Annotated in this window: 20 protein-coding genes; 11 read left to right on the top strand and 9 right to left on the bottom strand. The window is 62.7% G+C overall.

Translation table 11 applies throughout. The features are described from left to right. Positions 1-164: 164 nt before the first annotated feature. The gene (locus AC1RT4_RS12410) at positions 165-2615 is read right to left on the bottom strand and encodes a penicillin acylase family protein (protein WP_493085502.1); all 2451 of its coding nucleotides are present in this window, start codon (positions 2613-2615) and stop codon (positions 165-167) included. 213 nt (positions 2616-2828) lie between these two features. Further along, on the bottom strand, positions 2829-3473 hold the full coding sequence (locus AC1RT4_RS12405) for a glutathione binding-like protein (protein ID WP_493085501.1): 645 nt from the start codon (positions 3471-3473) through the stop codon (positions 2829-2831). A gap of 147 nt (positions 3474-3620) precedes the next feature. Here AC1RT4_RS12405 and AC1RT4_RS12400 point away from each other — a divergent pair, with 147 nt between their 5' ends. Continuing rightward, a complete protein-coding gene (locus AC1RT4_RS12400; protein WP_493085500.1) occupies positions 3621-4178 on the top strand; it encodes a cysteine hydrolase family protein in 558 nt (185 codons plus the stop codon). Positions 4179-4256: 78 nt separating this feature from the next. Here AC1RT4_RS12400 and AC1RT4_RS12395 read toward each other — a convergent pair whose 3' ends face one another. Genes AC1RT4_RS12395 through AC1RT4_RS12380 form a run of 4 tightly spaced genes read right to left on the bottom strand, consistent with a single transcriptional unit; the run spans position 4257 to position 5964 of the window. Further along, a complete protein-coding gene (locus tag AC1RT4_RS12395; RefSeq protein WP_007955014.1) occupies positions 4257-4463 on the bottom strand; it encodes an SEC-C metal-binding domain-containing protein in 207 nt (68 codons plus the stop codon). Positions 4464-4468: 5 nt separating this feature from the next. Beyond that, a complete protein-coding gene (locus AC1RT4_RS12390; protein WP_493085499.1) occupies positions 4469-4954 on the bottom strand; it encodes an LEA/WHy family protein in 486 nt (161 codons plus the stop codon). 31 nt (positions 4955-4985) lie between these two features. Then, the gene (locus AC1RT4_RS12385) at positions 4986-5462 is read right to left on the bottom strand and encodes a YchJ family protein (protein WP_007955017.1); all 477 of its coding nucleotides are present in this window, start codon (positions 5460-5462) and stop codon (positions 4986-4988) included. A 4-nt stretch (positions 5463-5466) separates the two neighbouring features. After that, positions 5467-5964, bottom strand: a complete 498-nt coding sequence (locus tag AC1RT4_RS12380) for a DUF6231 family protein (RefSeq protein WP_493085498.1) — start codon at positions 5962-5964, stop codon at positions 5467-5469. Positions 5965-6163: 199 nt separating this feature from the next. On the opposite strand from AC1RT4_RS12380, the gene AC1RT4_RS12375 reads away from it, so the two are divergent. The 4 genes from AC1RT4_RS12375 to AC1RT4_RS12360 all read left to right on the top strand — a co-directional run bounded on the left by AC1RT4_RS12375 (position 6164) and on the right by AC1RT4_RS12360 (position 8863). Then, complete coding sequence (locus tag AC1RT4_RS12375) at positions 6164-6859, top strand: PA1041 family peptidoglycan-binding anchor lipoprotein (RefSeq protein ID WP_007951999.1); 696 nt, start codon at positions 6164-6166, stop codon at positions 6857-6859. Between the two features lie 89 nt (positions 6860-6948). Further along, positions 6949-7671: a PA1041 family peptidoglycan-binding anchor lipoprotein gene (locus tag AC1RT4_RS12370; RefSeq protein ID WP_493085497.1), complete on the top strand. Its 723-nt coding sequence runs from the start codon at positions 6949-6951 to the stop codon at positions 7669-7671. Between the two features lie 162 nt (positions 7672-7833). Next, positions 7834-8112, top strand: a complete 279-nt coding sequence (locus AC1RT4_RS12365) for a DUF1145 domain-containing protein (RefSeq protein ID WP_039771353.1) — start codon at positions 7834-7836, stop codon at positions 8110-8112. Then, the gene (locus AC1RT4_RS12360) at positions 8105-8863 is read left to right on the top strand and encodes a collagen-like protein (protein ID WP_375745762.1); all 759 of its coding nucleotides are present in this window, start codon (positions 8105-8107) and stop codon (positions 8861-8863) included. Before AC1RT4_RS12365 ends, AC1RT4_RS12360 begins: the two co-directional genes overlap by 8 nt. Before the next feature lie 45 nt (positions 8864-8908). Here AC1RT4_RS12360 and AC1RT4_RS12355 read toward each other — a convergent pair whose 3' ends face one another. Then, entirely contained in the window at positions 8909-9373 is a 465-nt protein-coding gene (locus AC1RT4_RS12355) for a CopD family protein (protein WP_007952006.1), read from the bottom strand. A 99-nt stretch (positions 9374-9472) separates the two neighbouring features. Here AC1RT4_RS12355 and dinG point away from each other — a divergent pair, with 99 nt between their 5' ends. The 5 genes from dinG to pdxH all read left to right on the top strand — a co-directional run bounded on the left by dinG (position 9473) and on the right by pdxH (position 17334). Continuing rightward, a complete protein-coding gene (gene dinG, locus AC1RT4_RS12350) occupies positions 9473-11617 on the top strand; it encodes an ATP-dependent DNA helicase DinG (protein WP_007952008.1) in 2145 nt (714 codons plus the stop codon). 95 nt (positions 11618-11712) lie between these two features. Next, entirely contained in the window at positions 11713-14193 is a 2481-nt protein-coding gene (locus AC1RT4_RS12345) for a beta-agarase (protein ID WP_493085496.1), read from the top strand. Between the two features lie 106 nt (positions 14194-14299). Further along, a complete protein-coding gene (locus tag AC1RT4_RS12340; protein WP_007959136.1) occupies positions 14300-15445 on the top strand; it encodes an EstA family serine hydrolase in 1146 nt (381 codons plus the stop codon). Between the two features lie 113 nt (positions 15446-15558). Continuing rightward, a complete protein-coding gene (locus AC1RT4_RS12335) occupies positions 15559-16662 on the top strand; it encodes an OmpA family protein (RefSeq protein ID WP_493085495.1) in 1104 nt (367 codons plus the stop codon). 24 nt (positions 16663-16686) lie between these two features. Beyond that, the gene (gene pdxH / locus AC1RT4_RS12330; protein WP_493085494.1) at positions 16687-17334 is read left to right on the top strand and encodes a pyridoxamine 5'-phosphate oxidase; all 648 of its coding nucleotides are present in this window, start codon (positions 16687-16689) and stop codon (positions 17332-17334) included. A gap of 5 nt (positions 17335-17339) precedes the next feature. Here pdxH and AC1RT4_RS12325 read toward each other — a convergent pair whose 3' ends face one another. Beyond that, positions 17340-17576 carry a hypothetical protein gene (locus AC1RT4_RS12325; RefSeq protein WP_007959143.1) on the bottom strand — a complete coding sequence of 79 codons (237 nt, stop codon included), beginning with the start codon at positions 17574-17576 and terminating at the stop codon, positions 17340-17342. Positions 17577-17742: 166 nt separating this feature from the next. Between AC1RT4_RS12325 and AC1RT4_RS12320 the strand changes: the two genes are divergently transcribed. Beyond that, on the top strand, positions 17743-18207 hold the full coding sequence (locus tag AC1RT4_RS12320) for an outer membrane lipoprotein (protein ID WP_007918566.1): 465 nt from the start codon (positions 17743-17745) through the stop codon (positions 18205-18207). Positions 18208-18355: 148 nt separating this feature from the next. Here AC1RT4_RS12320 and nhaA read toward each other — a convergent pair whose 3' ends face one another. After that, positions 18356-19543, bottom strand: coding sequence for a Na+/H+ antiporter NhaA (gene nhaA / locus AC1RT4_RS12315; RefSeq protein ID WP_273896465.1), 1188 nt, complete (start codon positions 19541-19543; stop codon positions 18356-18358). Between the last annotated feature and the right edge of the window lie 136 nt (positions 19544-19679).

Here is a 19679-nt window from a genome sequence, read left to right as displayed (position 1 = left end):
CAGAAGTTCTATTGATTTTTTGAACTGTCGCATGATCGTTCCCACGCTCTGCGTGGGAATGCCTCAAGGGACGCTCTGCGTCCAGTGACGCGGAGCGTCACGGGCTGCATTCCCACGCGGACGGTTCGACGCTTCGACGTGGGAACGATCAAAGGAGCAAAGGGTTACTTTCCGGGGGTAAGCGTCAACCGCGTCTTGCCGTACACGCGGTCAAAGTTCTGCGGCTGCATCGGCAAGCCGATGTACTGCCCCTTGAGCCACGGATCGATGCCGTTCAGGTAGTTCGGGCTCACCGGGTTCCCGGATTGCCCCGTCCCGTTCTGCCCCATCAGCGGTTCGCTCTGACCGAAGTCGACGATAAAGCGCATCGACGGCGCACGCGTGGTGTTGAAATCCTGGCCCCAGGCAAACGCTGCGGTGTTGAGGGTGGTATGGTCGCCGCCCGCCGCGATTGGCTCGCGAACGGTCTGCCCATTGGCATTCTTCCACTCGTAACGGTGCAGTTTGCCCCACTGCCAGGCCCGGCGGTCGCCGCCCAGCTGACTGTCGCCGGCGCTGATCGCTGCCGCCAGACTGCGGGCGAGGATTGCCGGTTTGTCTTCTTTTTGCGGGGTGCGGGCGTCGTCCCAGAACGGGCTGTCTTCGCGGCCCAGCAGGTGATCGGCCTGGGCGGCGTAGGACAGGTCGCCGTTGGCGATAAACGCTTTCCATGCCGGGCTGCCTTGTGGGCCTAGCTCGTCGAGGAAGATCTGTTTCATGCTTTCCTGCAGGAACAACTCGTAGATCGCCGCGTCGGCGGAGGTCGGGCTGAGCTTGCCGTCGAAGGCCATCAAGCGGGTATAGGCTTCGCGGGCCTTGCTGCGCTCGGCTTCCGGCAGTGCATCGATCGCCTGTTTCAGCGGCTGCGCCATGCCCGGCGCTTCAAACATTTTCTTCAGTTTGGCGGCGAAGGTGGTGGTCTGATCGTACTGCATGGCGATCACGCTGCGACCGTCGTGTTTACCGCTGCCGGCCAGTTCGGCCAGGCGCTCGCCACGCTCCGGCGCCGCCCAGGAATTGGACAGTTGCATGCCGTAGCCGTGAGGGATGACCCGCTGGTTGGCGGTGCCGAGCCAGCCTTGCGCCGGATCCTGATCGTACGGGTGCAGCATCGGGTCGGCGTAACCGTCCCAGTCGTAGCGACCTTCCCAGCCCGGCGACGGCAGCAGGCCTTCGCCTTCACGGCGGTTCGGGAACCGCCCGGTGACTTGCCAGCCAATGTTGCTGGCATCGGCGAACACCAGATTCAGCGCGATGGCGCGGATTTCCCGGCTGGCGTCCGAGGCGCGTTCAACGTTCTGGGCGCGGCTCAGATCGAAAAACGCATCGAGGGATTTGTCGTCGGTGAAGCTCGGCGTCTGCAAGGCCAGGCCGAAGCCTGCGCCCTGAGCGGCAGCCTGGGTGCTGTTGAGCAGCGCGCCATGGCGGGTTTCGTACACCGCTTCGCGAATCGGCCGCTGGCCTTTGACGAAGTAGGTTTCGTTGCGCACGGCAACCGGTTGCCACTTGCCGTTGACCTCGTAGGACAGCGTGCTGCCCTGACGACGGATTTTTTCCAGGAACAGGTCCTGGTTATCACCGAGCACGCTGGTCAGGCTCCACGCCACCTTGCCGTTGAAACCGCCGAGCACCATCGGCAGACCGGCCACGGTCACGCCGGCGGCCTGGTATTTCGGAGCGCGGATCTGCACGAAACTCCACAGCGACGGCGCGGCCAGCGGGCCATGGCTGTCGCTGGCCAGCAGGCTCTTGCCGCTGCGGCTGCGTTGCGGGGCGATGGCCCAGTTGTTCGACGACTGAGTGCCCAGCAGGTTGATGGCGGCCAGTTGTTCGCTGGCGTTGCTCAGTTCCGTCAGCCCCGGGATCTGCCCGTTGAGCTTGATGCCTTGCAGCTTGTCGGCCTCGGCCAGCGGCAGGTTTTCGTCGGGAGCGGACGGCGTCAGCCACGCCAGTTTGTCGTTGGTGACGGTCTGGGCCAGCACCAGAGAAGCGATTTCTTCCGGCAGGTTGGCCGACTGGCTGAAATTCAGCAGGCAGAAGATCAGCGCCGAATCTTCCGGTTTCCAGTATTCAGGCTTGTAGCCGCTGGAAGCCAGATCCCCCGGCAGTTTGTCGGCGTAGCGGAACAGGTAGGCGTTGACGCCACGGGCATAGACTTCGAAGAAACGCTTGAGCCGTGGCGACGAAGCCTTGTACAGCTCGCCTGCGCTTTTCTTCAGGTTGACGGCGCGCATGTAGCGGTCGGCGTCGAGCATCGACGAACCGGACATTTCCGCCAGACGCCCCTGGGCCAGCAGGCGCAGAGTGACCATCTGATTGATCCGGTCGCTGGCGTGCACATAACCGAGGGCGAACAGCGCGTCGTGGAAGCTGTTGCTTTCGATCAGCGGCATGCCCATGGCATTGCGGCGGACCGAAACGTTCTGCGCCAGGCCCTTGAGCGGCTGCACACCGGAGGTCGGCGGGAGGGTGTCCTGGGCGTTCCAGGTCTGACAACCGGTCAGGCTCAGAACACCGGCCACTGCTGCGGCAACGCCGAACCGGGGAAGAAAATGTGAAAGGGCTGGCGAGGCCATGGCAAAGCTCCTGCGGGGGTGTAGAGGCTGGGGGCGCAATAAAGCCGCTACGTTAGTGAGCAGGAGGGGGCCGCGCAAGCGGGGCGAGCGGTTATTTCTTACCGCTCACGCAGATCGTTCCCACGCTCTGCGTGGGAATGCAGCCCGGGTCGCTCCGCGGCCCAATTCCACGCGGACGGTTCGACGCCTCTACATGGGAACGATCAAGGCAGGTCAGGACTTCGGCGGATTGATCTTCTGCACCAGCGCGTAGGCCTTCACGGTCGCCGGGCGATCCTTGATGTGGTTGAACCAGCGCTGCACGTTCGGGAAGTCTTCCAGGTTCTGGCTCTGCCACTTGTGCGAGACGATCCATGGGTAGATCGCCATGTCGGCGATGCTGTATTCGGCGCCGGCAACGAACTCGTTGTTCGCCAGTTGCTTGTCCAGCACCCCGTACAGGCGCGCGGTTTCATCGATGTAGCGCTTGATCGCGTAGGGGATTTTTTCCGGCGCGAACTGGCTGAAATGATGGTTCTGCCCGGCCATCGGCCCCAGCCCGCCCATTTGCCAGAACAGCCATTGCAGCGCCACCTGGCGGCCACGCAGATCCTTGGGCAGGAACTTGCCGGTCTTTTCCGCGAGGTACAGCAGGATCGCCCCGGACTCGAACAGCGACAACGGTTCGCCGCCATCGGCCGGCTCATGGTCGACGATCGCCGGGATGCGGTTGTTCGGGGCGATTTTCAGAAAGTGCGGCTGGAACTGCTCGCCCTGGCTGATGTTGATCGGGTGCACGTCGTAGCGCAGACCCGCTTCTTCGAGGAACAGGGAAATCTTGTGGCCGTTGGGCGTGGTCCAGTAATACAGGTCGATCATGGAAAGCTCCAAATCAGGAAAATGGCTTACGTGCGGACAGCAAACGCCGGCTTCAGGTTGTCCTGTGTGCGTTCGATAGCTTGCTTAGTGACAGGAAGTGATGCTCAAGTGCGGGAAATTCAATGACCCCGCGTGAGAAAAATCGCCATGGAGCTCAAGGCCAACGCTGCACTGATCATCATCGACCAGCAAAAAGGCATTCTGGAACCGCGTCTGGGGCGGCGGAATAATCCGTCGGCCGAGGAGCGGATTCTTGATTTGCTGGGCTTCTGGCGACGCAGCGGGCGGCCGGTGATCCACGTGCAGCACCTGTCGCGCTCGCCGGATTCGGTGTTCTGGCCCGAGCAGTCAGGCGTGGAATTTCAGGACAGGTTTTTGCCGCAGGACGGCGAGTGGCTGATCCAGAAACAGGTGCCGGACGCGTTTTGTGCGACGGGGCTTGAGGCGAAGTTGCGCGAGGCGGGGATCGGGCAGTTGATCATTGTCGGCGTGGCGACGAACAATTCGGTGGAGTCCACGGCGCGCACGGCGGGCAATCTGGGGTTCGAGGCGTGGGTGGCGGAGGATGCGTGCTTTACCTTCGACAAGGCCGACTATTTCGGCACGTTGCGTTCGGCAGAGGAGGTGCATGCGATGTCGCTGGGGAATCTGCACGGGGAGTATGCGACGGTGGTCGGCACTGAGCAGATTCTGGCCGCAGGCTGAAAGCGGCGGGTAACGGTGCTATCGCGAGCGGGCCCGCGATAGCGATCTAACGGGCGAAGCGAATGTTCGCCCGAAACATCAAGCGCCGTGGCACTTCTTGAATTTCTTGCCGTTGCCGCATGGGCAAGGGTCGTTGCGGCCAACGTCTTTCAGGGCGTTGCGCACCGGTTCCTGGTGGGCGTGGCCGCAGTTCGGGCCGTGGACATGGCCATGGTCGTGATCATGGTGGTGATGGTCATGATCGTGGTTGCAGTCCGGGCCATGGACATGAGGTTGCTGGGTCATCGGGGTCACTCCGTAATCAAATCGGCGGGGATTATCACGCCATTGCGCGCCAGGTGCACGTAGTGAGCGATGAATAAACCGGTTTCCATCTCGCCCTCCAGTCGGTAGGGAATCTGCTGGTGCGGGTTTTTCAGCATTTTCACCACCTCTTTCACCTTCGGCCACAGATTGGTACGGATCGGCACGTTGTAAAACGCGCTGCTTTTGGGGTTCACCGTGATCCAGTGTTCGTGCTCGCCTTCGGCCAACAACATGTCAGCCAGGTGTATGCGGTATTCCAGGCCGCGCACGGTCAGGTCGCTGTCGTTGGGGTTGTCGATACGAAAGTGCAGGATGAATTTCTGTTCCAGCAACTTGGCGCGCACCACTTCGACTTTCACCAGGTGCACGGCGGGGTCGAGGGAATCGTCGCTGAACCACGACGCGCAGCCGCCGAGCCCCAGAAACACGAGCAATGAGAAGACCTGGAATGCGCGCCAATGACCGAGCATGGTTTAACTCCCTTTGCTGCCCAGTCTAGCTTCAGCTGCCGAAATACCCCGCGCAGCATTTCTTGAACTTCTGGCCGCTGGCGCACGGGCAGGCGTCGTTGCGTCCCAGCTTCAGTTGCACGGTCGGGTCGATGAAGTACCAGCGCCCGGTGTTCTGCACGAACGACGAGCGCTCGCGGTGGCTGTGCTCGCCCTGACCGTCATGCCAGCGCGCGGTGAACGTGACAAACGCGTGCTCCGGCTGGCCGCCGAGCACTTCCGAACTTTCCACGTCCAGACCGAGCCAGGTGCTCTGGGCGCTCCAGTCGCTGATCGACTGGCGATCCAGCCCCGCTTGCTGGGCGGGCAGGGTGGTCGCCACCAGATAATCGATCAGGCCCAGCACGTAGGCGCTGTAGCGCGAGCGCATCAGGGCTTCGGCGCACGGGGCGGGGTGGCCGGCGTGATAGTGACCGCAGCAGGCATCCAGCAGGTTGCCGCTGCCGCAAGGGCAAATGGCTGTACTCATTGCATTACCACCAGTATTTCCCGAAGTTTTCCGGATTGGCCCAGAACCGCGAGTTGAGCCAGTCGGGGACTTGTTTGTAATCAAGCAGATCATAGGTGAACAGGGTCAGCACCTGTTCGTCCCGGGCGAAGCGTTCGCTGGCTTGCAGGGCCAGGGAATAAAAATCGGTTTCCTGCCAGCCGCTGGCCGGCAGATCCGCCAGCACCGCGATGCGGCTGGCGTTGAGGTTGCGGATCCCGCCCAGCAGATTCAGGCCGTCGCGCTTGGGCAAATGTTCCAGGCAATCGACCACCAGCGCCAGGTCGAAACGCCGGGCCGCCAGTTCTGCCGGCAACGCACCAGGGGCAGCGTGCGCGACGCAGGTGTCCGAGTGCGCTTCCTTAAAGGCAGCCAGCGCCGGGAACTCGCTGGCGCCGATCAGCAGCAGACGTGCCGGAGCGTAGCGGTCGAGCAGGGCGGCCAATGCCTGTTGCGGCGTGCGGGAAGAAATGGCGACGTTCATCGAAGCTCCTCAATCAGAGCGCCAAGACTAGCCTGCCCGGACGCCAAGGCCTAGATCTCTGTCTCGCGGGTTTGCGGCAAATTCGTCGAAGTCCCGTGAACAGGCGCACAAACAGCAATGGCCTATTGCTGGCGGAGATTAAAACTCCGGTCTTTACTCCCTGAATCGGTTCTAAGCCGATCCCTCAGGAGAAAACTAGATGAGCATAGTTCGGACAGCATTACCCTTGGTTCTGCTAACCAGTGTGTTGACTGGTTGCGCAGGTTTGCAGAAAACCGACTGGCCGACCTGTGCGGCAGTCGGTGGTGTCGTCGGTGCGGGTCTCGGTGCGACCGAAAGCTCCGCATGGGCGGGGTATGGCGCGTTACTCGTCGGCGGTACGGCAGCAGCCTATTGCTGGGTTCACGGTGATGGCGATGAAGACGGCGATGGTGTGCCGGACAGTCGCGACAAGTGCCCGGGCACGCCTAAAGGCGTACAGGTCGATGCTGACGGCTGCCCTCCACCAGCCCCTGCGCCAGTGGTCGAAGAAGCTGTAGTGGTCAAGGAAGAAACCATTGTCATCCGCGATGTTCACTTCCAGTTCGACAAGGCCACGCTGACCCCGGCCGACAAACTGGTCCTGGATAAAGTCGCCACGCGCCTGAAACAGGAAACCAGCACCGCTCAACTGACCGTGACCGGCCACACCGACAGCGTCGGCAGCGATGCCTACAACCAGAAACTGTCGGATCGCCGCGCGCACTCGGTGGTCAAGTACCTGGTCGAAAGCGGCGTACCACAAAGCAGCTTCGTGTCGGTGACCGGTGCCGGTGAAAGCCAGCCGGTAGCAGACAACAAAACTGCGGACGGTCGCGCGCTGAACCGTCGTACCGAAATCAAAATCAACCGCTAGCCCCCTCGCATCCGCGGCTTGTGCAGTCGCGGATGCGGGTCTTTACTCCTGTGTAACCGGTATGGGCCGGTGACACAGGAGCTTTAACGATGAGTGTTCTTACAAGGTCCGTCTTGCCGGTTCTGCTGCTGGGCAGCCTGTTGACCGGTTGCGCCACCCACAGCGATGGCACCGCTCCCCTCAATCAACGTACCTGGCCGATCTGCAGCCTTATTGGCGGACTGGTCGGCGGCGGTCTCGGCGCGCTCGAAAGTGGCGGCTGGGCCGGCGGTGGTGCGGCGCTGGGGATCCTCACCGGCGGATTGATCTGCTATGCCCAGGATGGCGATGAAGACGACGACGGCGTGTTCGATCGCCGCGACCGTTGCCCCGATACCCCGGCCAACACCCCGGTCGACCACCGTGGCTGTCCGCTGCCGCAATACCCGGTCACCGAGAAACCCGCCGAACCGGCCCCGCAAACCGAAGTCATCACCCTCAACGACGCCGGCAACGTGTTGTTCGACTTCGACAAGTCCGATCTGAAACCGGCTGCGAAAAGCCAGCTGGACACGTTGATGGAGAAACTGCGCAATGCCGATGTGGTGAGCATCAAGGTCATCGGCCACACCGACAGCAAGGGTTCGGATGCCTACAACCAGGCGCTTTCGGAACGTCGCGCCAGCAGCGTGGCGGAGTATTTGCTGAGCCAGGGCCTGGCGCCGAACAAACTCACCAGTGAAGGGCGCGGCGAGAGCGAGCCGGTTGCCGATAACAACACGGACGAAGGGCGTGCGCAGAACCGTCGGGTGGAACTGCACATCAATCGTTAGGATGAGTCTGTAGTCCGCAGGCTAGAGCTGTCGGTCGATGAACGTCATCGAACCGGCAGCCATCCGGCGGCGGTCCGGTTTTTTTCATTTTCCCCTCTGGCTTATCCCCTGCAGAAGCCGTTACTGTGCGCCCAAAGAATAATTCGCAACACGGGGGAGCGTATGAAGGTGTTCTGTGGGCTGGGGCGATTGTTGACCCTGCTGTTCTGCTGCGTGGTGCTGGCCAATCAGCTGGTGCCGTTTGTTCATCCGCTGCACCTGCTGGTCAATCTGGCCGGCGGTCTGCTGCTGGCGATCCACGTGCTCGAAGTGCTGCTGTGCAACCGCAGCCTCAAGGGCCGTCCGCACCCGTGGCGTGATCGTGGCCGTATCCTGTTGTTCGGCGTTTTCCACCTGCAAACCATCCCGGCCCCGGCCGCTCCGGAGGCTTCCCATGCGTAAACTCTGCCTGCTCGCTGCATTCATCAGTCCCCTGGCCTGCGCCCAGGTGGTCAGCGTCGAAACCAACTCGCTGATGCGTCTGCCGAACACCGCCAGCACTCTGCAACTGGAGAAACTGGTGGTCGCCGATTACGGCACTTTGCTGATTCCTTCGAACGTGACCGAGCTGAGTGTCGGCGAATTGCAGCTGGGCCACGAAGCGCGCATCGCCATCGTGCCGGGCGAACAGGCGCTGGATCTGAAAGTCATCCGCGCCGAGCTTGCCGAAGGCAGCCGGATCACCGCCCGTGGCGCACCGGGCACCTACGAAAAAGCCGCCCGCGCCGGACGCAATCTGAATTTGCAGTTCAAGGCGTTGAATGCGCCGAAGCTGGTGGTCGATGCCCGTGGTGGCACCGGTGCGCCGGGTTTTGTCGGGCTCGATGGCGCCAACGGTCAGGAGCCGGGTTGCACCTGGGGCCAGGCGGGACACGGTTTTGATGGCAGCAACGGCAGCGATGGCCAGCCGGGTGCACCGGGTGCGCTGGTGCGTCTTGAAGTGCCGCGCGAGTTTCCGGCCGAGCTGATCAAGGTTGAAGTCGCCGGCGGTGCCGGTGGCCCGGCCGGTCCTGGCGGCAAGCCGGGAGCGGGAGGCAAGTCCAAGGGCTGCCTGGTCTATCGCGCCGATGGCGGCAAGAGCGGCAAGCCGGGGGCTGACGGACAGCCAGGGCCTGCGGGTGCGGCGGGGTCTGTCACCGTACAGCGGTTGTAATCTGTCACCTGATCGCTCCCGCGCCGTGCGCGGGAGCGAACAAGCTCAAATCATCGGTCGAGCAGCAGCCACCGCCACCAGCACCACCCCGACCAGCAAATTGAACCCCACCACCTTGCGAATCCGCCCCAGCACTGCCGCACCGGCCGGCCAGTCCTTCGCCTGCACCGCCGTGCGCAGTTCAGGCAGCATCAATGCCTGAATCCGGATGAACAGCGCGGTCATCACCACATACAACCCCATCATCACCTGCACATAGCGCGGCGCGTTGTCGAAGGCGATGTGTTGCAGATGCAACATGCCCACCCCGGTGACCGGCAGCAGAATCACCGCCCCCCACACCCAACGAAAAAAACCTTGAAACACTTCCACCCAGAGCGTCAGGCGCCCGGGACCGTCCAGTGCCTTCATCGCCGCGGGGCGTAGGACCATCCAGGCGAAAAACATGCCGCCGACCCACACCAGCGCGGCCAGTACATGGATGGGGTAAACGAGGCTAAAAGGTGTCATTGGGGTACTCCGTTCTGCGCGGGATCGATTCGCGGGGTATGATAGCCGCCGATCCGAACCACTGAAAATTTATCCAGCGTTTTTTGCGCCCGACACTCAATGATCAGCACTGAACTCAAAACCACGATCCAGGGCGCCTACTCGCGTTTTCTAGAGGCCAAGAGCCTCAAACCGCGTTACGGCCAGCGCCTGATGATCGCTGAAGTCGCCAAAGTCCTCGGGGATATCGACACCGACGACGAAGGCCGGCGCAGTGGCGACCCCGCGATTGTCGCGGTGGAAGCCGGCACCGGTACCGGCAAGACCGTGGCCTACAGCCTGGCCGCGATTCCGACCGCCAAACTGGCCGGCAAACGCCTGGTGATCGCCACCGCGACCGTCGCCCTGCAAGAGCAGATCGTCTACAAGGACTTGCCCGACCTGATGCGCAACAGCGGGCTGAACTTCAGCTTCGCCCTGGCCAAGGGCCGTGGCCGCTACATGTGCCTGTCAAAGCTCGACATGCTGTTGCAGGAAGGCCACGCGCAGACCGCCACCGCACAGCTGTTCGAAGAAGAAGGCTTCAAGATCGAGGTCGATGAGGCCAGCCAGAAGCTGTTCACCAGCATGATCGAAAAGCTCGCCGGCAATAAATGGGACGGCGACCGCGACAGCTGGCCCAACGCGCTGGAAGACGCCGACTGGGCGCGCCTGACCACCGATCACAGCCAGTGCACCAACCGTCATTGCCCGAACTTCGGCCAGTGCGCCTTCTACAAGGCCCGCGAAGGCATGGGCAAGGTCGACGTGATCGTCACCAACCACGACATGGTGCTGGCCGACCTGGCGCTGGGCGGCGGGGCCGTCTTGCCCGATCCGCGCGACACCATTTATGTGTTCGACGAAGGTCACCACCTGCCGGACAAGGCCATCGGCCACTTTGCTCACTACACGCGCCTGCGTTCCACCGCCGACTGGCTGGAAACCACCGCCAAGAACCTCACCAAACTGCTGGCCCAGCACCCGCTGCCGGGCGACCTCGGCAAACTGATCGAGCAGGTGCCGGAGCTGGCGCGGGAGATCAAGACCCAGCAGCAATTCATGTTCACCGCCTGCGAACAGATCGCCGACTTCAAACCCGGTGAAGACGTCGAAGGCCGCGAGCGTCCGCGTCATCGCTTCATCGGCGGGGTGATTCCCGAGCACATGCGCGAGATGGGCATCGAGCTGAAAAAAGGCTTCGCCCGCCTCAATGACCTGTTCACCCGTTTGACCGACTTGCTCAAGGAAGGCATGGACGGCGAGGTCAACATCGGCATCGCCAGCAATCAGGCCGAAGAATGGTATCCACTGTTCGGCAGCCTGTTGTCCCGTGCCTCCGGCAACTGGGAACTGTGGACCGCGTTCACCGCCGAAGACCCGGAAGACAACCCGCCGATGGCCCGCTGGCTGACCCTGGCCGAAAGCGGTTCGCTGTTCGACATCGAGGTCAACGCCAGCCCGATCCTCGCCGCCGAAACCCTGCGTCGCAGTCTGTGGAACGTGGCCTACGGCTGTCTGGTGACTTCGGCGACGTTGACCGCCCTCGGCACGTTCGACCGTTTCCGCATGCGTGCCGGTCTGCCGAAAAAAGCCGTCACCGCTGTGGTGCCTAGCCCGTTCCATCACGCCGACGCCGGTGTGTTGCGGGTGCCGGACCTGAAGGCCGACCCGCGCGATGCCGCCGCCCACACCGCCGCGATCATCCGCGATCTGCCGGAACTGGTCGAAGGTTCTCGCGGCAGTCTGGTGCTGTTCTCGTCGCGCAAGCAGATGCAGGACGTGTTCGACGGCCTCGACCGCGACTGGCGCAAGCAAGTGTTCATTCAAGGCAACCTGTCGAAACAGGAAACCCTGAACAAGCACAAGGCGCGGGTCGATGGCGGTGATTCCAGCGTGCTGTTCGGCCTCGCCAGTTTCGCCGAAGGCGTGGACTTGCCGGGCGCCTACTGCGAGCACGTGGTGATCGCCAAGATCCCGTTCTCGGTGCCGGACGATCCGGTCGAAGCCGCACTGTCGGAATGGATCGAAGCCCGGGGCGGCAATCCGTTCATGGAAATCTCGGTGCCCGATGCCTCGCTGAAGCTGGTCCAGGCCTGCGGCCGTTTGCTGCGCACCGAAGAAGACCGCGGCACCATCACCTTGCTGGATCGGCGGCTGGTCACCCAGCGCTACGGCAAGGCGATCCTCAATGCGTTGCCTCCTTTCCGTCGTGAAATATCCTGAGACATCGGGGGGCAGTTTTGCCCGCCGCGCTGTCTATCTCTCTGCTATCGCTTTTCCATTGGCCCTCGTGGGTCGTTAGGGAGAAATTCGTTCTCATGATTCGTCGTTCGTTGCCTGCCTTTTTTGCCCTGGTTTTCGCTGGCCCCTTGCTGGCGGCACCTGCCGGCCAGCAGACCCTGTTCAACTTTGTCCGCCCCGCCGATGTGGTGAAAGTGGCGACCGAAAACGCTGACTTGCCGCAAGCCAACGCCGAGCAGACCCCCGAAGGCGAAGTGCTGCGCCGGGTGACGTTCAACCCGACGGCCCGCCCGACCTTGCGTCTGTCCCCGCAGACCGGTGCCTGGGACTGGTCGCAGTCCGGCATGATGAGCCTGCGCATCCAGAGCGCGATGAACTGGGCCGTGACCGTCTACGTACAAATCCAGAGCAACGACGGCAAGACCCTGGTCAGCCGCGTCGACCTGCCGGCCGGCCCGGCGCAGACCTTGCTCGTGCCGTTGACCGCAACCTCGCCACTCAGCCAGGGCATGAAAGCCGGGCCGGTGATGCCGATGACGATTGATGGCCAGCGCATCCTGCTGGCGAGCAGCAGCGGTGAGCTGGATCGCAGCCAGGTGGTGTCGGTCAGCCTGTCGATGGATCAGCCGAAAGCCGCGCAAAGTCTGTTGCTCGAGCGCTTTGGCGTGCAGGACGAGGGCGAAGTGATCAAATCCGCCTACGGCAATCTGGTGGATGCCTACGGCCAGTCGACTCGCGGCAAGTGGCCGGAGAAAGTCGCCAATGACGAACAACTGAAATCCGCCGCCGCCAAAGAACAGCAACAACTGAACACCTGGCTGGCCGAGCGCGAAAAGTCGTCGCTGGACAAGTTCGGTGGCTGGAGCAAAGGCCCGGCGTTCAAGGCCAGCGGTTTCTTCCGCACCGAAAAGCGTGACGGCCGCTGGTATCTGGTGACGCCCGAGGGCCATCCGTTCTATTCCCTGGGGGTGAACACCGTCAGCCCGGAGGTCACCCAGACCTACGTGGCCGGCCGTGAGTACATGTTCGAATCCCTGCCAAAACCGGAAGAGCCGCTGGCCAGCCATTTCGGTGAAGGTGACAACCGTGGCGGCAACGGTGTCGATCAGGGCCGTGGTTACAATTTCGGGCGCTGGTACGACTTCTACGGCGCCAACCTTCAGCGTCTGTATGGCGAGCCGTGCGCTCAGGACAGCGGCAACAAGGCCGGAGTGGCCGAAGCCGCCAAGGCCGGGGCCGCCGAAGAAGCCGCGACCAACGCCAGTGCACCGTTAGCCGCCTCCGAGCAGCCGAAAGCCGGGGTCGCCGAGTCGGCAGCCACCAGCGGGCGCCGCGTTGCGGCGCCGTGCCAAAACACGGTCGACGAGCAAAAGTGGGCCAGCCACACCCTTGATCGCCTGCAAGCCTGGGGCTTCAACACGGTCGGTAACTGGAGCGCGCCGCAACTGGGCGACGCCGAGCGCATGCCGTACACCTTGCCGCTGTCGATCGTCGGCGATTACACCAGCATCAGCACCGGCACCGACTGGTGGGGCGGCATGCCTGACCCGTTCGATCCGCGCTTCGCGATGGCCACCGAACGCGCCGTGGCGATTGCCGCCCGCGATCATCGCGACGATCCATGGCTGATCGGCTACTTCGCCGACAACGAACTGGCCTGGGCCGGCCCCGGTGATGATCCGAAATCCCGTTACGCGCTGGCCTACGGCACCTTGAAAATGACCACCGATGTTCCGGCCAAACGCGCATTCCTCAAGCAATTGCGCGACAAGTACCGCAACCAGGCGGGGCTGTCGAAGGCCTGGGGGATTGATCTGCCGGCATGGGAATTGATGGAAGACCCGGGTTTCGAAGCGCCGCTGCCGAATCCGGAGCATCCGGAAATCGAGGCTGACTTCAAATATTTCCAGAAGGTTTTTGCCGACACCTACTTCAAGACGATTTCCGACTCGCTGAAATGGCACGCGCCGAACCAGTTGCTGCTTGGTGGCCGTTTTGCCACCAGCACCCCGGAAGCCGTGGCGTCCTGCGCCCAGTATTGCGACGTGCTGAGCTTCAACATGTACACCCTGCAACCGCAGGACGGTTATGACTTCGCCGCACTGCGCAGCCTCGACAAACCGGTGCTGATCACCGAGTTCAACTTCGGCTCCTCCGACCGTGGCCCGTTCTGGGGCGGCGTGACTCCGTTGAGCAAGGAAGAAGACCGCGGCCCGGCCTACGCCAACTTCCTTAAACAAGCGCTGAGCGAGCCGTCGATTGTCGGCGTGCACTGGTTCCAGTATCTGGACCAACCGGTGACCGGGCGCCTGCTCGATGGCGAGAACGGTCACTTTGGTCTGGTTGGCGTCACCGATCTGCCGTTCCAGGGTTTTGTCGAAGCCGTGCGCAAGAGCAACCTGGCGACCGTCGATCAGTTGAGCAAAGAAGCCCAGAAAGCGGCTGCCGCAGCGGACAAGACCGGCCACGAAATCGAAGGCGGCCGCAAGGCAGACGCCGGCAAAGGCCCGGGGCAGGGGTCTGGCCACACCGGCGGGCACTCGGGCAACGGTCACTGATCGTTACGAAACCTGAAGACCGCCCGGCCCGCAGCGGTTCCCAAAACCCTCACGGGCTGGAACAATGCGGGCCACTTTGTAGAGCGTTTTCGCGGGGGAGTTGCGGGTGCAGATTCAGGGACATTACGAGCTTCAATTCGAAGCGGTGCGCGAAGCCTTCGCCGCACTGTTCGACGATCCCCAGGAACGCGGCGCCGCGTTGTGCATCCGGGTCGGCGGGGAAACCGTCCTCGACCTCTGGTCCGGTACCGCCGACAAGGACGGCGCCGAGGCCTGGCACAGCGACACCATCGCCAACCTGTTCTCCTGCACCAAGACCTTTACCGCCGTCACCGCGCTGCAACTGGTTGCCGAAGGCAAGTTGCAGCTCGATGCGCCGGTCGCCCGTTACTGGCCGGAATTCGCCGCCGCCGGCAAGGAGTCCGTCACCCTGCGCCAACTGCTTTGCCATCAGGCCGGTCTGCCGGCCCTGCGCGAATTGCTGGCGCCGGAAGCGCTGTATGACTGGCAAACCATGGTCGATGCCCTCGCGGCCGAAGCACCGTGGTGGACGCCGGGTACCGGTCACGGCTATGCCGCGATCACTTACGGCTGGCTGATCGGTGAGTTGCTGCGGCGTGCTGACGGTCGCGGGCCGGGGGAATCGATCGTGGCGCGGGTCGCCAAACCGCTTGGGCTGGATTTCCATGTCGGTCTGGCCGATGAAGAGTTTCATCGCGTGGCGCACATTGCACGGGGCAAGGGCAACACCGGCGACGCCGCCGCCCAGCGCTTGCTGCAAGTGACCATGCGCGAACCAACAGCGATGACCACCCGGGCCTTCACCAATCCGCCGTCGGTGCTCACCAGCACCAACAAACCGGAATGGCGGCGCATGCAGCAACCGGCGGCCAACGGCCACGGCAATGCGCGCAGTCTGGCCGGTTTCTACGCCGGTCTGCTTGACGGCAGCCTGCTGGAAAGCGAAATGCTCGAAGAACTGACCCGTGAACACAGCCTCGGCGAGGACAAGACCTTGCTGACCCGCACTCGTTTCGGTCTCGGCTGCATGCTCGATCAACCCGACGTGCCGAACGCCACTTATGGCCTCGGTCCGCGTGCATTCGGTCATCCGGGTGCGGGCGGTTCCATCGGTTTTGCTGATCCGGAGCACGATGTGGCCTTCGGATTTGTGACAAATACCCTGGGGCCGTACGTCTTGATGGATCCGCGCGCGCAGAAGCTGGCGCGGGTACTAGCCACTTGTCTGTAAAGCATCGTCCGAGGTTCCAGGGCCGGAACCTCATGGCGAATTTCGTTTCAAAGCGTCTGTTTATCCGGGCGAAAGTCCTCTGATTGTTCACTACTTCTTTTTGTGGGTTTCCAATGTCGTCCAAACAAACTCTCGCCCTGGCCCTGTGTTTCGCAATCACTGGTTGTGCACAGACTCCGAAGAACGACGCCGATGGCGGCAGCTGGTGGCCGTTCGGTTCTTCCGACAAAGTCGCAGCCAAGGAGCCGGCTCCGGCACCTGCCCCGTTGAAACCGGCTGCCACCGCGCCGGTGGCCAAGGCCGAGAGCAGCAGTCCGTGGTACTGGCCGTTTGGCTCGGACGACTCGGCGGCCAAGCCTGAAGTGAAGGCTGAAGCCAAACCCGAAGCCAAGCCGGTCGAAGTCGCCAAGGCCGAGGCCGACAAGGGCGGCAAATGGTGGTGGCCGTTCGGCGGCAAGGAGCAGGACACCGCCAAAGTCGTGCCGATGCCCGATCCGAAAGTGACTCAGGCCTGGCTGGATGACTATGAGCCGCGCCTGCGCACCGCGATCAAGGACAGCAACCTGCAACTCGAGCGCCGTGAAAACGTGCTGGTCGTGACCGCGCCGGTTGAAGGCTCGTTCAACCCGGACCGCCCGGCGATGCTGCTGCCAGTGACCCTCGGCCCGTTCACCCGCGTTGCGAAAATCCTCGAAGCCGACCCGAAAACCGCCGTGCTGGTGCTCGGTCACAGTGACACCACCGGCGCCGCTCCGGCCAACGTCAAGTTGAGCCAGGAACGCGCCCAAGCCGTGGCGGCGATCTTCCGTCTCAGCGGTCTGCAGCGTGATCGTCTGATGCTGCGCGGCATGGGTTCCGAAGCGCCGCGTGCCGCCAACGACAGCGTTGAAGGCCGTGCCCTGAACCGCCGCGTCGAACTGCTGGTGACCCCGCAGAACACCATGGTCGCGCTGCTCAGCAAATACAACATGCCAGCACCGAAGCCAGTGACCATGGTTGCTGCCCAGGACGTCAAGCCTGCCGCCAAACCGGTGACCCCGGCGCCGGCCGCGAAGAAAGCCGCTGTACCGGCCACCAAAAAGGCTCCGGTCAAGAAAGCTGCTGCCAAGGCTCCAGCGAAGAAAGCCCCGGCCAAGGCTCCGGCGAAAAAGACCGCGCCCGCCAAAGCTGCCGCAACCGACAAGAAAGTCGCTGCGACCGATACCACCAAAAAGTGATCCGCTAACGAAAAGGAATGCGCCGTGACCCAGTCTCTGGCAGATATGCGTCGTGATTACACCCGGGATGGCCTGACCGAGGCGCAAGCTCCGGCCGAGCCCTTTGCGTTGTTTCACCAGTGGTTTGCCGAAGCGGTGAAAACCGAACAGGCGCCAGTGGAGGCCAACGCCATGACCCTGGCCACGGTGGATGCGGACGGCCGTCCGCATTGCCGCATTCTGCTGCTCAAGGGGCTGGACGAGCAGGGCTTCACCTTCTTCACCAACTACGAAAGCGCCAAGGGCCAGCATCTGGCAGCGAACCCGTTCGCTGCCATGACGTTCTTCTGGCCGACCCTGGAGCGTCAGGTGCGTATTGAAGGGCGGGTGGTGAAGGTCACGCCTGAAGAGTCCGACGCGTACTATCAGGTGCGACCGCTGGGCAGCCGACTCGGCGCCTGGGCCTCACCGCAGAGCCGGGTGATCAACGGCCGGGGTGAACTGGAAGACTTGCTCAAGGCTACCGAGCAACGTTTCACCGACACCCAGCCCGATTGCCCGCAACACTGGGGCGGCTACCGCTTGCTCCCCGAGCGCATCGAATTCTGGCAGGGCCGCGCGAGCCGTCTGCACGATCGCCTCAACTACCGTGTGCAGGGCGCCGACTGGATTCTTGAACGTCTGGCACCCTGAGCAGTCTACCGAGCGGGATAGCCTGCCGCAGCGGCCTCAAGCCACTTCGGCAGGTCCCGGCGCTTGATTTTCTGCGCCTGAGCCTGCTTCAGCCGTTCGAGCATGAAGGCGCGTTTGCCTTCATCCTTGCCGGCCAGTGACAAGGCCAGGTCGCGATCCATCCAGCGTTTGATCCGCACATACAGCCACCAGTGGAAGTACAGACCGGCGGCGGTGGTGACGACAATGATGAAGTAATCCATGGAAATCCTTGGGTCGGCGGCGCAGGAAACGGATTTTGGCGCTACTGTTGGGTGAGTTCGCGGGTGCCTGTACCGGGCCTGAATGAAAGCAACTTTATCCGGGCGACGCCGTGACAGGCGTCAAGCTGCGGAGTTTAATGAATACCTGTCCTTTGGAGTTGATGCTATGCGTAAGTCTGTTCTGCTGGTTGCTTCCTTTTCCACGATGGCGATGTTGCTGACCGGCTGCCAGTCGAGCCTGACCGGTGACTCCTACTCCCGTGACGAAGCGCGTCGCGTGCAGACGATTCGCATGGGCACCATCGAATCCCTGCGTCCGGTGAAAATCGAAGGCACCAAGACCCCGATCGGCGGCCTCGCCGGTGCAGCGGTGGGCGGTGTCGGCGGCAGCGCCATCGGCGGCGGCAAAGGCAGCATCGTTGCAGCCGTTATCGGTGCCGTGGCCGGCGGCCTGATCGGTTCGGCCACTGAAGAAGGCCTGACCCGCACCCAGGGCGTTGAAATCACCGTGCGCGAAGACGACGGCAGCATGCGTGCCTATGTGCAGCAAGTGCAGGAGAATGAAGTGTTCCGCGTGGGTGAGCGGGTACGGATTTCGACCGTTGGCGGAACCAGCCGCGTTTCGCACTAATCGCGAACGAGCGGTAAAAGAAAACCCCGATCAGGTGACTGGTCGGGGTTTTTTGTTGGTTTACGGCATTAATGAAGCAGGAACATCGTGGCAGCAGGACGCGTCTCTAAAGACGTGAGGATTGTTCGCTACGGCGATCCATCGCGTATCAGGAGGGCAGCGCGGTGTTCTTTCTGCTCGCCGCCAACGTCACCGCATAACCGATCAATGCCGCGAAAACCGAGCCTGTGAGAATGCCCATCCGGTCCATCCCGGCGTATTCACTGGCGCCCGGCACGAAGGCGAGGGAGCCGACAAACAGGCTCATGGTGAAGCCGATCCCGCAGAGGATTGCCACGCCCAGTACCTGGCCCCAGTTGGCGCCTTGGGGCAGGGCGGCGATGCCGGTTTTGACGGCGAGCCAGGTCAGGCCGAACACGCCGATGGTCTTGCCCAGCAGCAGGCCGACGGCGATGCCCATCGGCACGTGGTGGGTGAAGCTTTCGGCGGTTACGCCGGTCAGCGACAGGCCGGCGTTGGCGAAGGCGAACAGCGGCAGGATGCCGTAGGCGACCCACGGGTGCAGCGCGTGTTCGAGGGTCAGCAGCGGCGAAGGCTCGGCGTTTTTGGTGCGAAGCGGGATGCAGAACGCCAGGGTCACACCGGCCAGCGTCGCGTGGACACCGCTCTTGAGTACGCAGACCCAGAGGATCAAACCAATGATCATGTACGGCCCGAGCTTGACCACCCCGAGCCGGTTCATCGCCACCAGCGCCGCGATGCATGCCGCCGCGAGGCCCAGCGACAGGGTCGAGAGTTCGCCGGAGTAGAAGATCGCAATGATCACGATGGCACCGAGGTCATCGATGATCGCCAATGTCATCAGGAACAGCTTCAGAGACACCGGCACCCGCTTGCCGAGCAAGGCCAGCACGCCGAGGGCGAAGGCGATGTCGGTGGCGGTCGGAATCGCCCAGCCGTCGAGGGCGGCCGGGTTGTCGCGGTTGAGGAACCAGTAGATCAGCGCCGGCACCAGCATGCCGCCGATGGCCGCCGCGCCGGGCAGGACGATCTGCGACGGTTTCGACAGCTGACCGTCGAGGACTTCGCGCTTCACTTCCAGGCCGATCAGCAGGAAGAACAGCGCCATCAGGCCGTCGTTGATCCACAGCAGCAGGGGTTTGGCGATCTTCAACGCGCCGATCTGCGCCACCACCGGGGTGTCGAGCAGGCCGCTGTACAACCACGACAGCGGCGAGTTGTTGATGATTAGGGCCAGGATGGCCGCGGCGATCAGTAACAGACCGCTGGCAGCTTCCAACTGAAAGAAACGCGTGAAAGTGCTACGCAGAGGCAAGGTCGCTCTCCATCGATAAAGTCAAAAGGTGGCACACCCTAACCCGTACCGTTAGTTGTTAAAACAAAAGTTATATTCTTTTTTGTTATATGCGGTTACAGAGCGCCAGGCCGACGTGCAGCAGAGCCTAGCAGTT

The organism is Pseudomonas sp. GW821-FHT11D10 (genome assembly GCF_058808435.1).
This window is presented reverse-complemented; position numbering and strand designations above follow the sequence as displayed.

Coding starts and splice junctions, on each gene's coding strand:
- AC1RT4_RS12410 (WP_493085502.1), bottom strand. CDS start 2,615: ATGGCCTCGCCAGCCCTTTCACATTTTCTTCCCCGGTTCGGCGTTGCC.
- AC1RT4_RS12405 (WP_493085501.1), bottom strand. CDS start 3,473: ATGATCGACCTGTATTACTGGACCACGCCCAACGGCCACAAGATTTCC.
- AC1RT4_RS12400 (WP_493085500.1), top strand. CDS start 3,621: ATGGAGCTCAAGGCCAACGCTGCACTGATCATCATCGACCAGCAAAAA.
- AC1RT4_RS12395 (WP_007955014.1), bottom strand. CDS start 4,463: ATGACCCAGCAACCTCATGTCCATGGCCCGGACTGCAACCACGATCAT.
- AC1RT4_RS12390 (WP_493085499.1), bottom strand. CDS start 4,954: ATGCTCGGTCATTGGCGCGCATTCCAGGTCTTCTCATTGCTCGTGTTT.
- AC1RT4_RS12385 (WP_007955017.1), bottom strand. CDS start 5,462: ATGAGTACAGCCATTTGCCCTTGCGGCAGCGGCAACCTGCTGGATGCC.
- AC1RT4_RS12380 (WP_493085498.1), bottom strand. CDS start 5,964: ATGAACGTCGCCATTTCTTCCCGCACGCCGCAACAGGCATTGGCCGCC.
- AC1RT4_RS12375 (WP_007951999.1), top strand. CDS start 6,164: ATGAGCATAGTTCGGACAGCATTACCCTTGGTTCTGCTAACCAGTGTG.
- AC1RT4_RS12370 (WP_493085497.1), top strand. CDS start 6,949: ATGAGTGTTCTTACAAGGTCCGTCTTGCCGGTTCTGCTGCTGGGCAGC.
- AC1RT4_RS12365 (WP_039771353.1), top strand. CDS start 7,834: ATGAAGGTGTTCTGTGGGCTGGGGCGATTGTTGACCCTGCTGTTCTGC.
- AC1RT4_RS12360 (WP_375745762.1), top strand. CDS start 8,105: ATGCGTAAACTCTGCCTGCTCGCTGCATTCATCAGTCCCCTGGCCTGC.
- AC1RT4_RS12355 (WP_007952006.1), bottom strand. CDS start 9,373: ATGACACCTTTTAGCCTCGTTTACCCCATCCATGTACTGGCCGCGCTG.
- dinG (WP_007952008.1), top strand. CDS start 9,473: ATGATCAGCACTGAACTCAAAACCACGATCCAGGGCGCCTACTCGCGT.
- AC1RT4_RS12345 (WP_493085496.1), top strand. CDS start 11,713: ATGATTCGTCGTTCGTTGCCTGCCTTTTTTGCCCTGGTTTTCGCTGGC.
- AC1RT4_RS12335 (WP_493085495.1), top strand. CDS start 15,559: ATGTCGTCCAAACAAACTCTCGCCCTGGCCCTGTGTTTCGCAATCACT.
- AC1RT4_RS12325 (WP_007959143.1), bottom strand. CDS start 17,576: ATGGATTACTTCATCATTGTCGTCACCACCGCCGCCGGTCTGTACTTC.
- AC1RT4_RS12320 (WP_007918566.1), top strand. CDS start 17,743: ATGCGTAAGTCTGTTCTGCTGGTTGCTTCCTTTTCCACGATGGCGATG.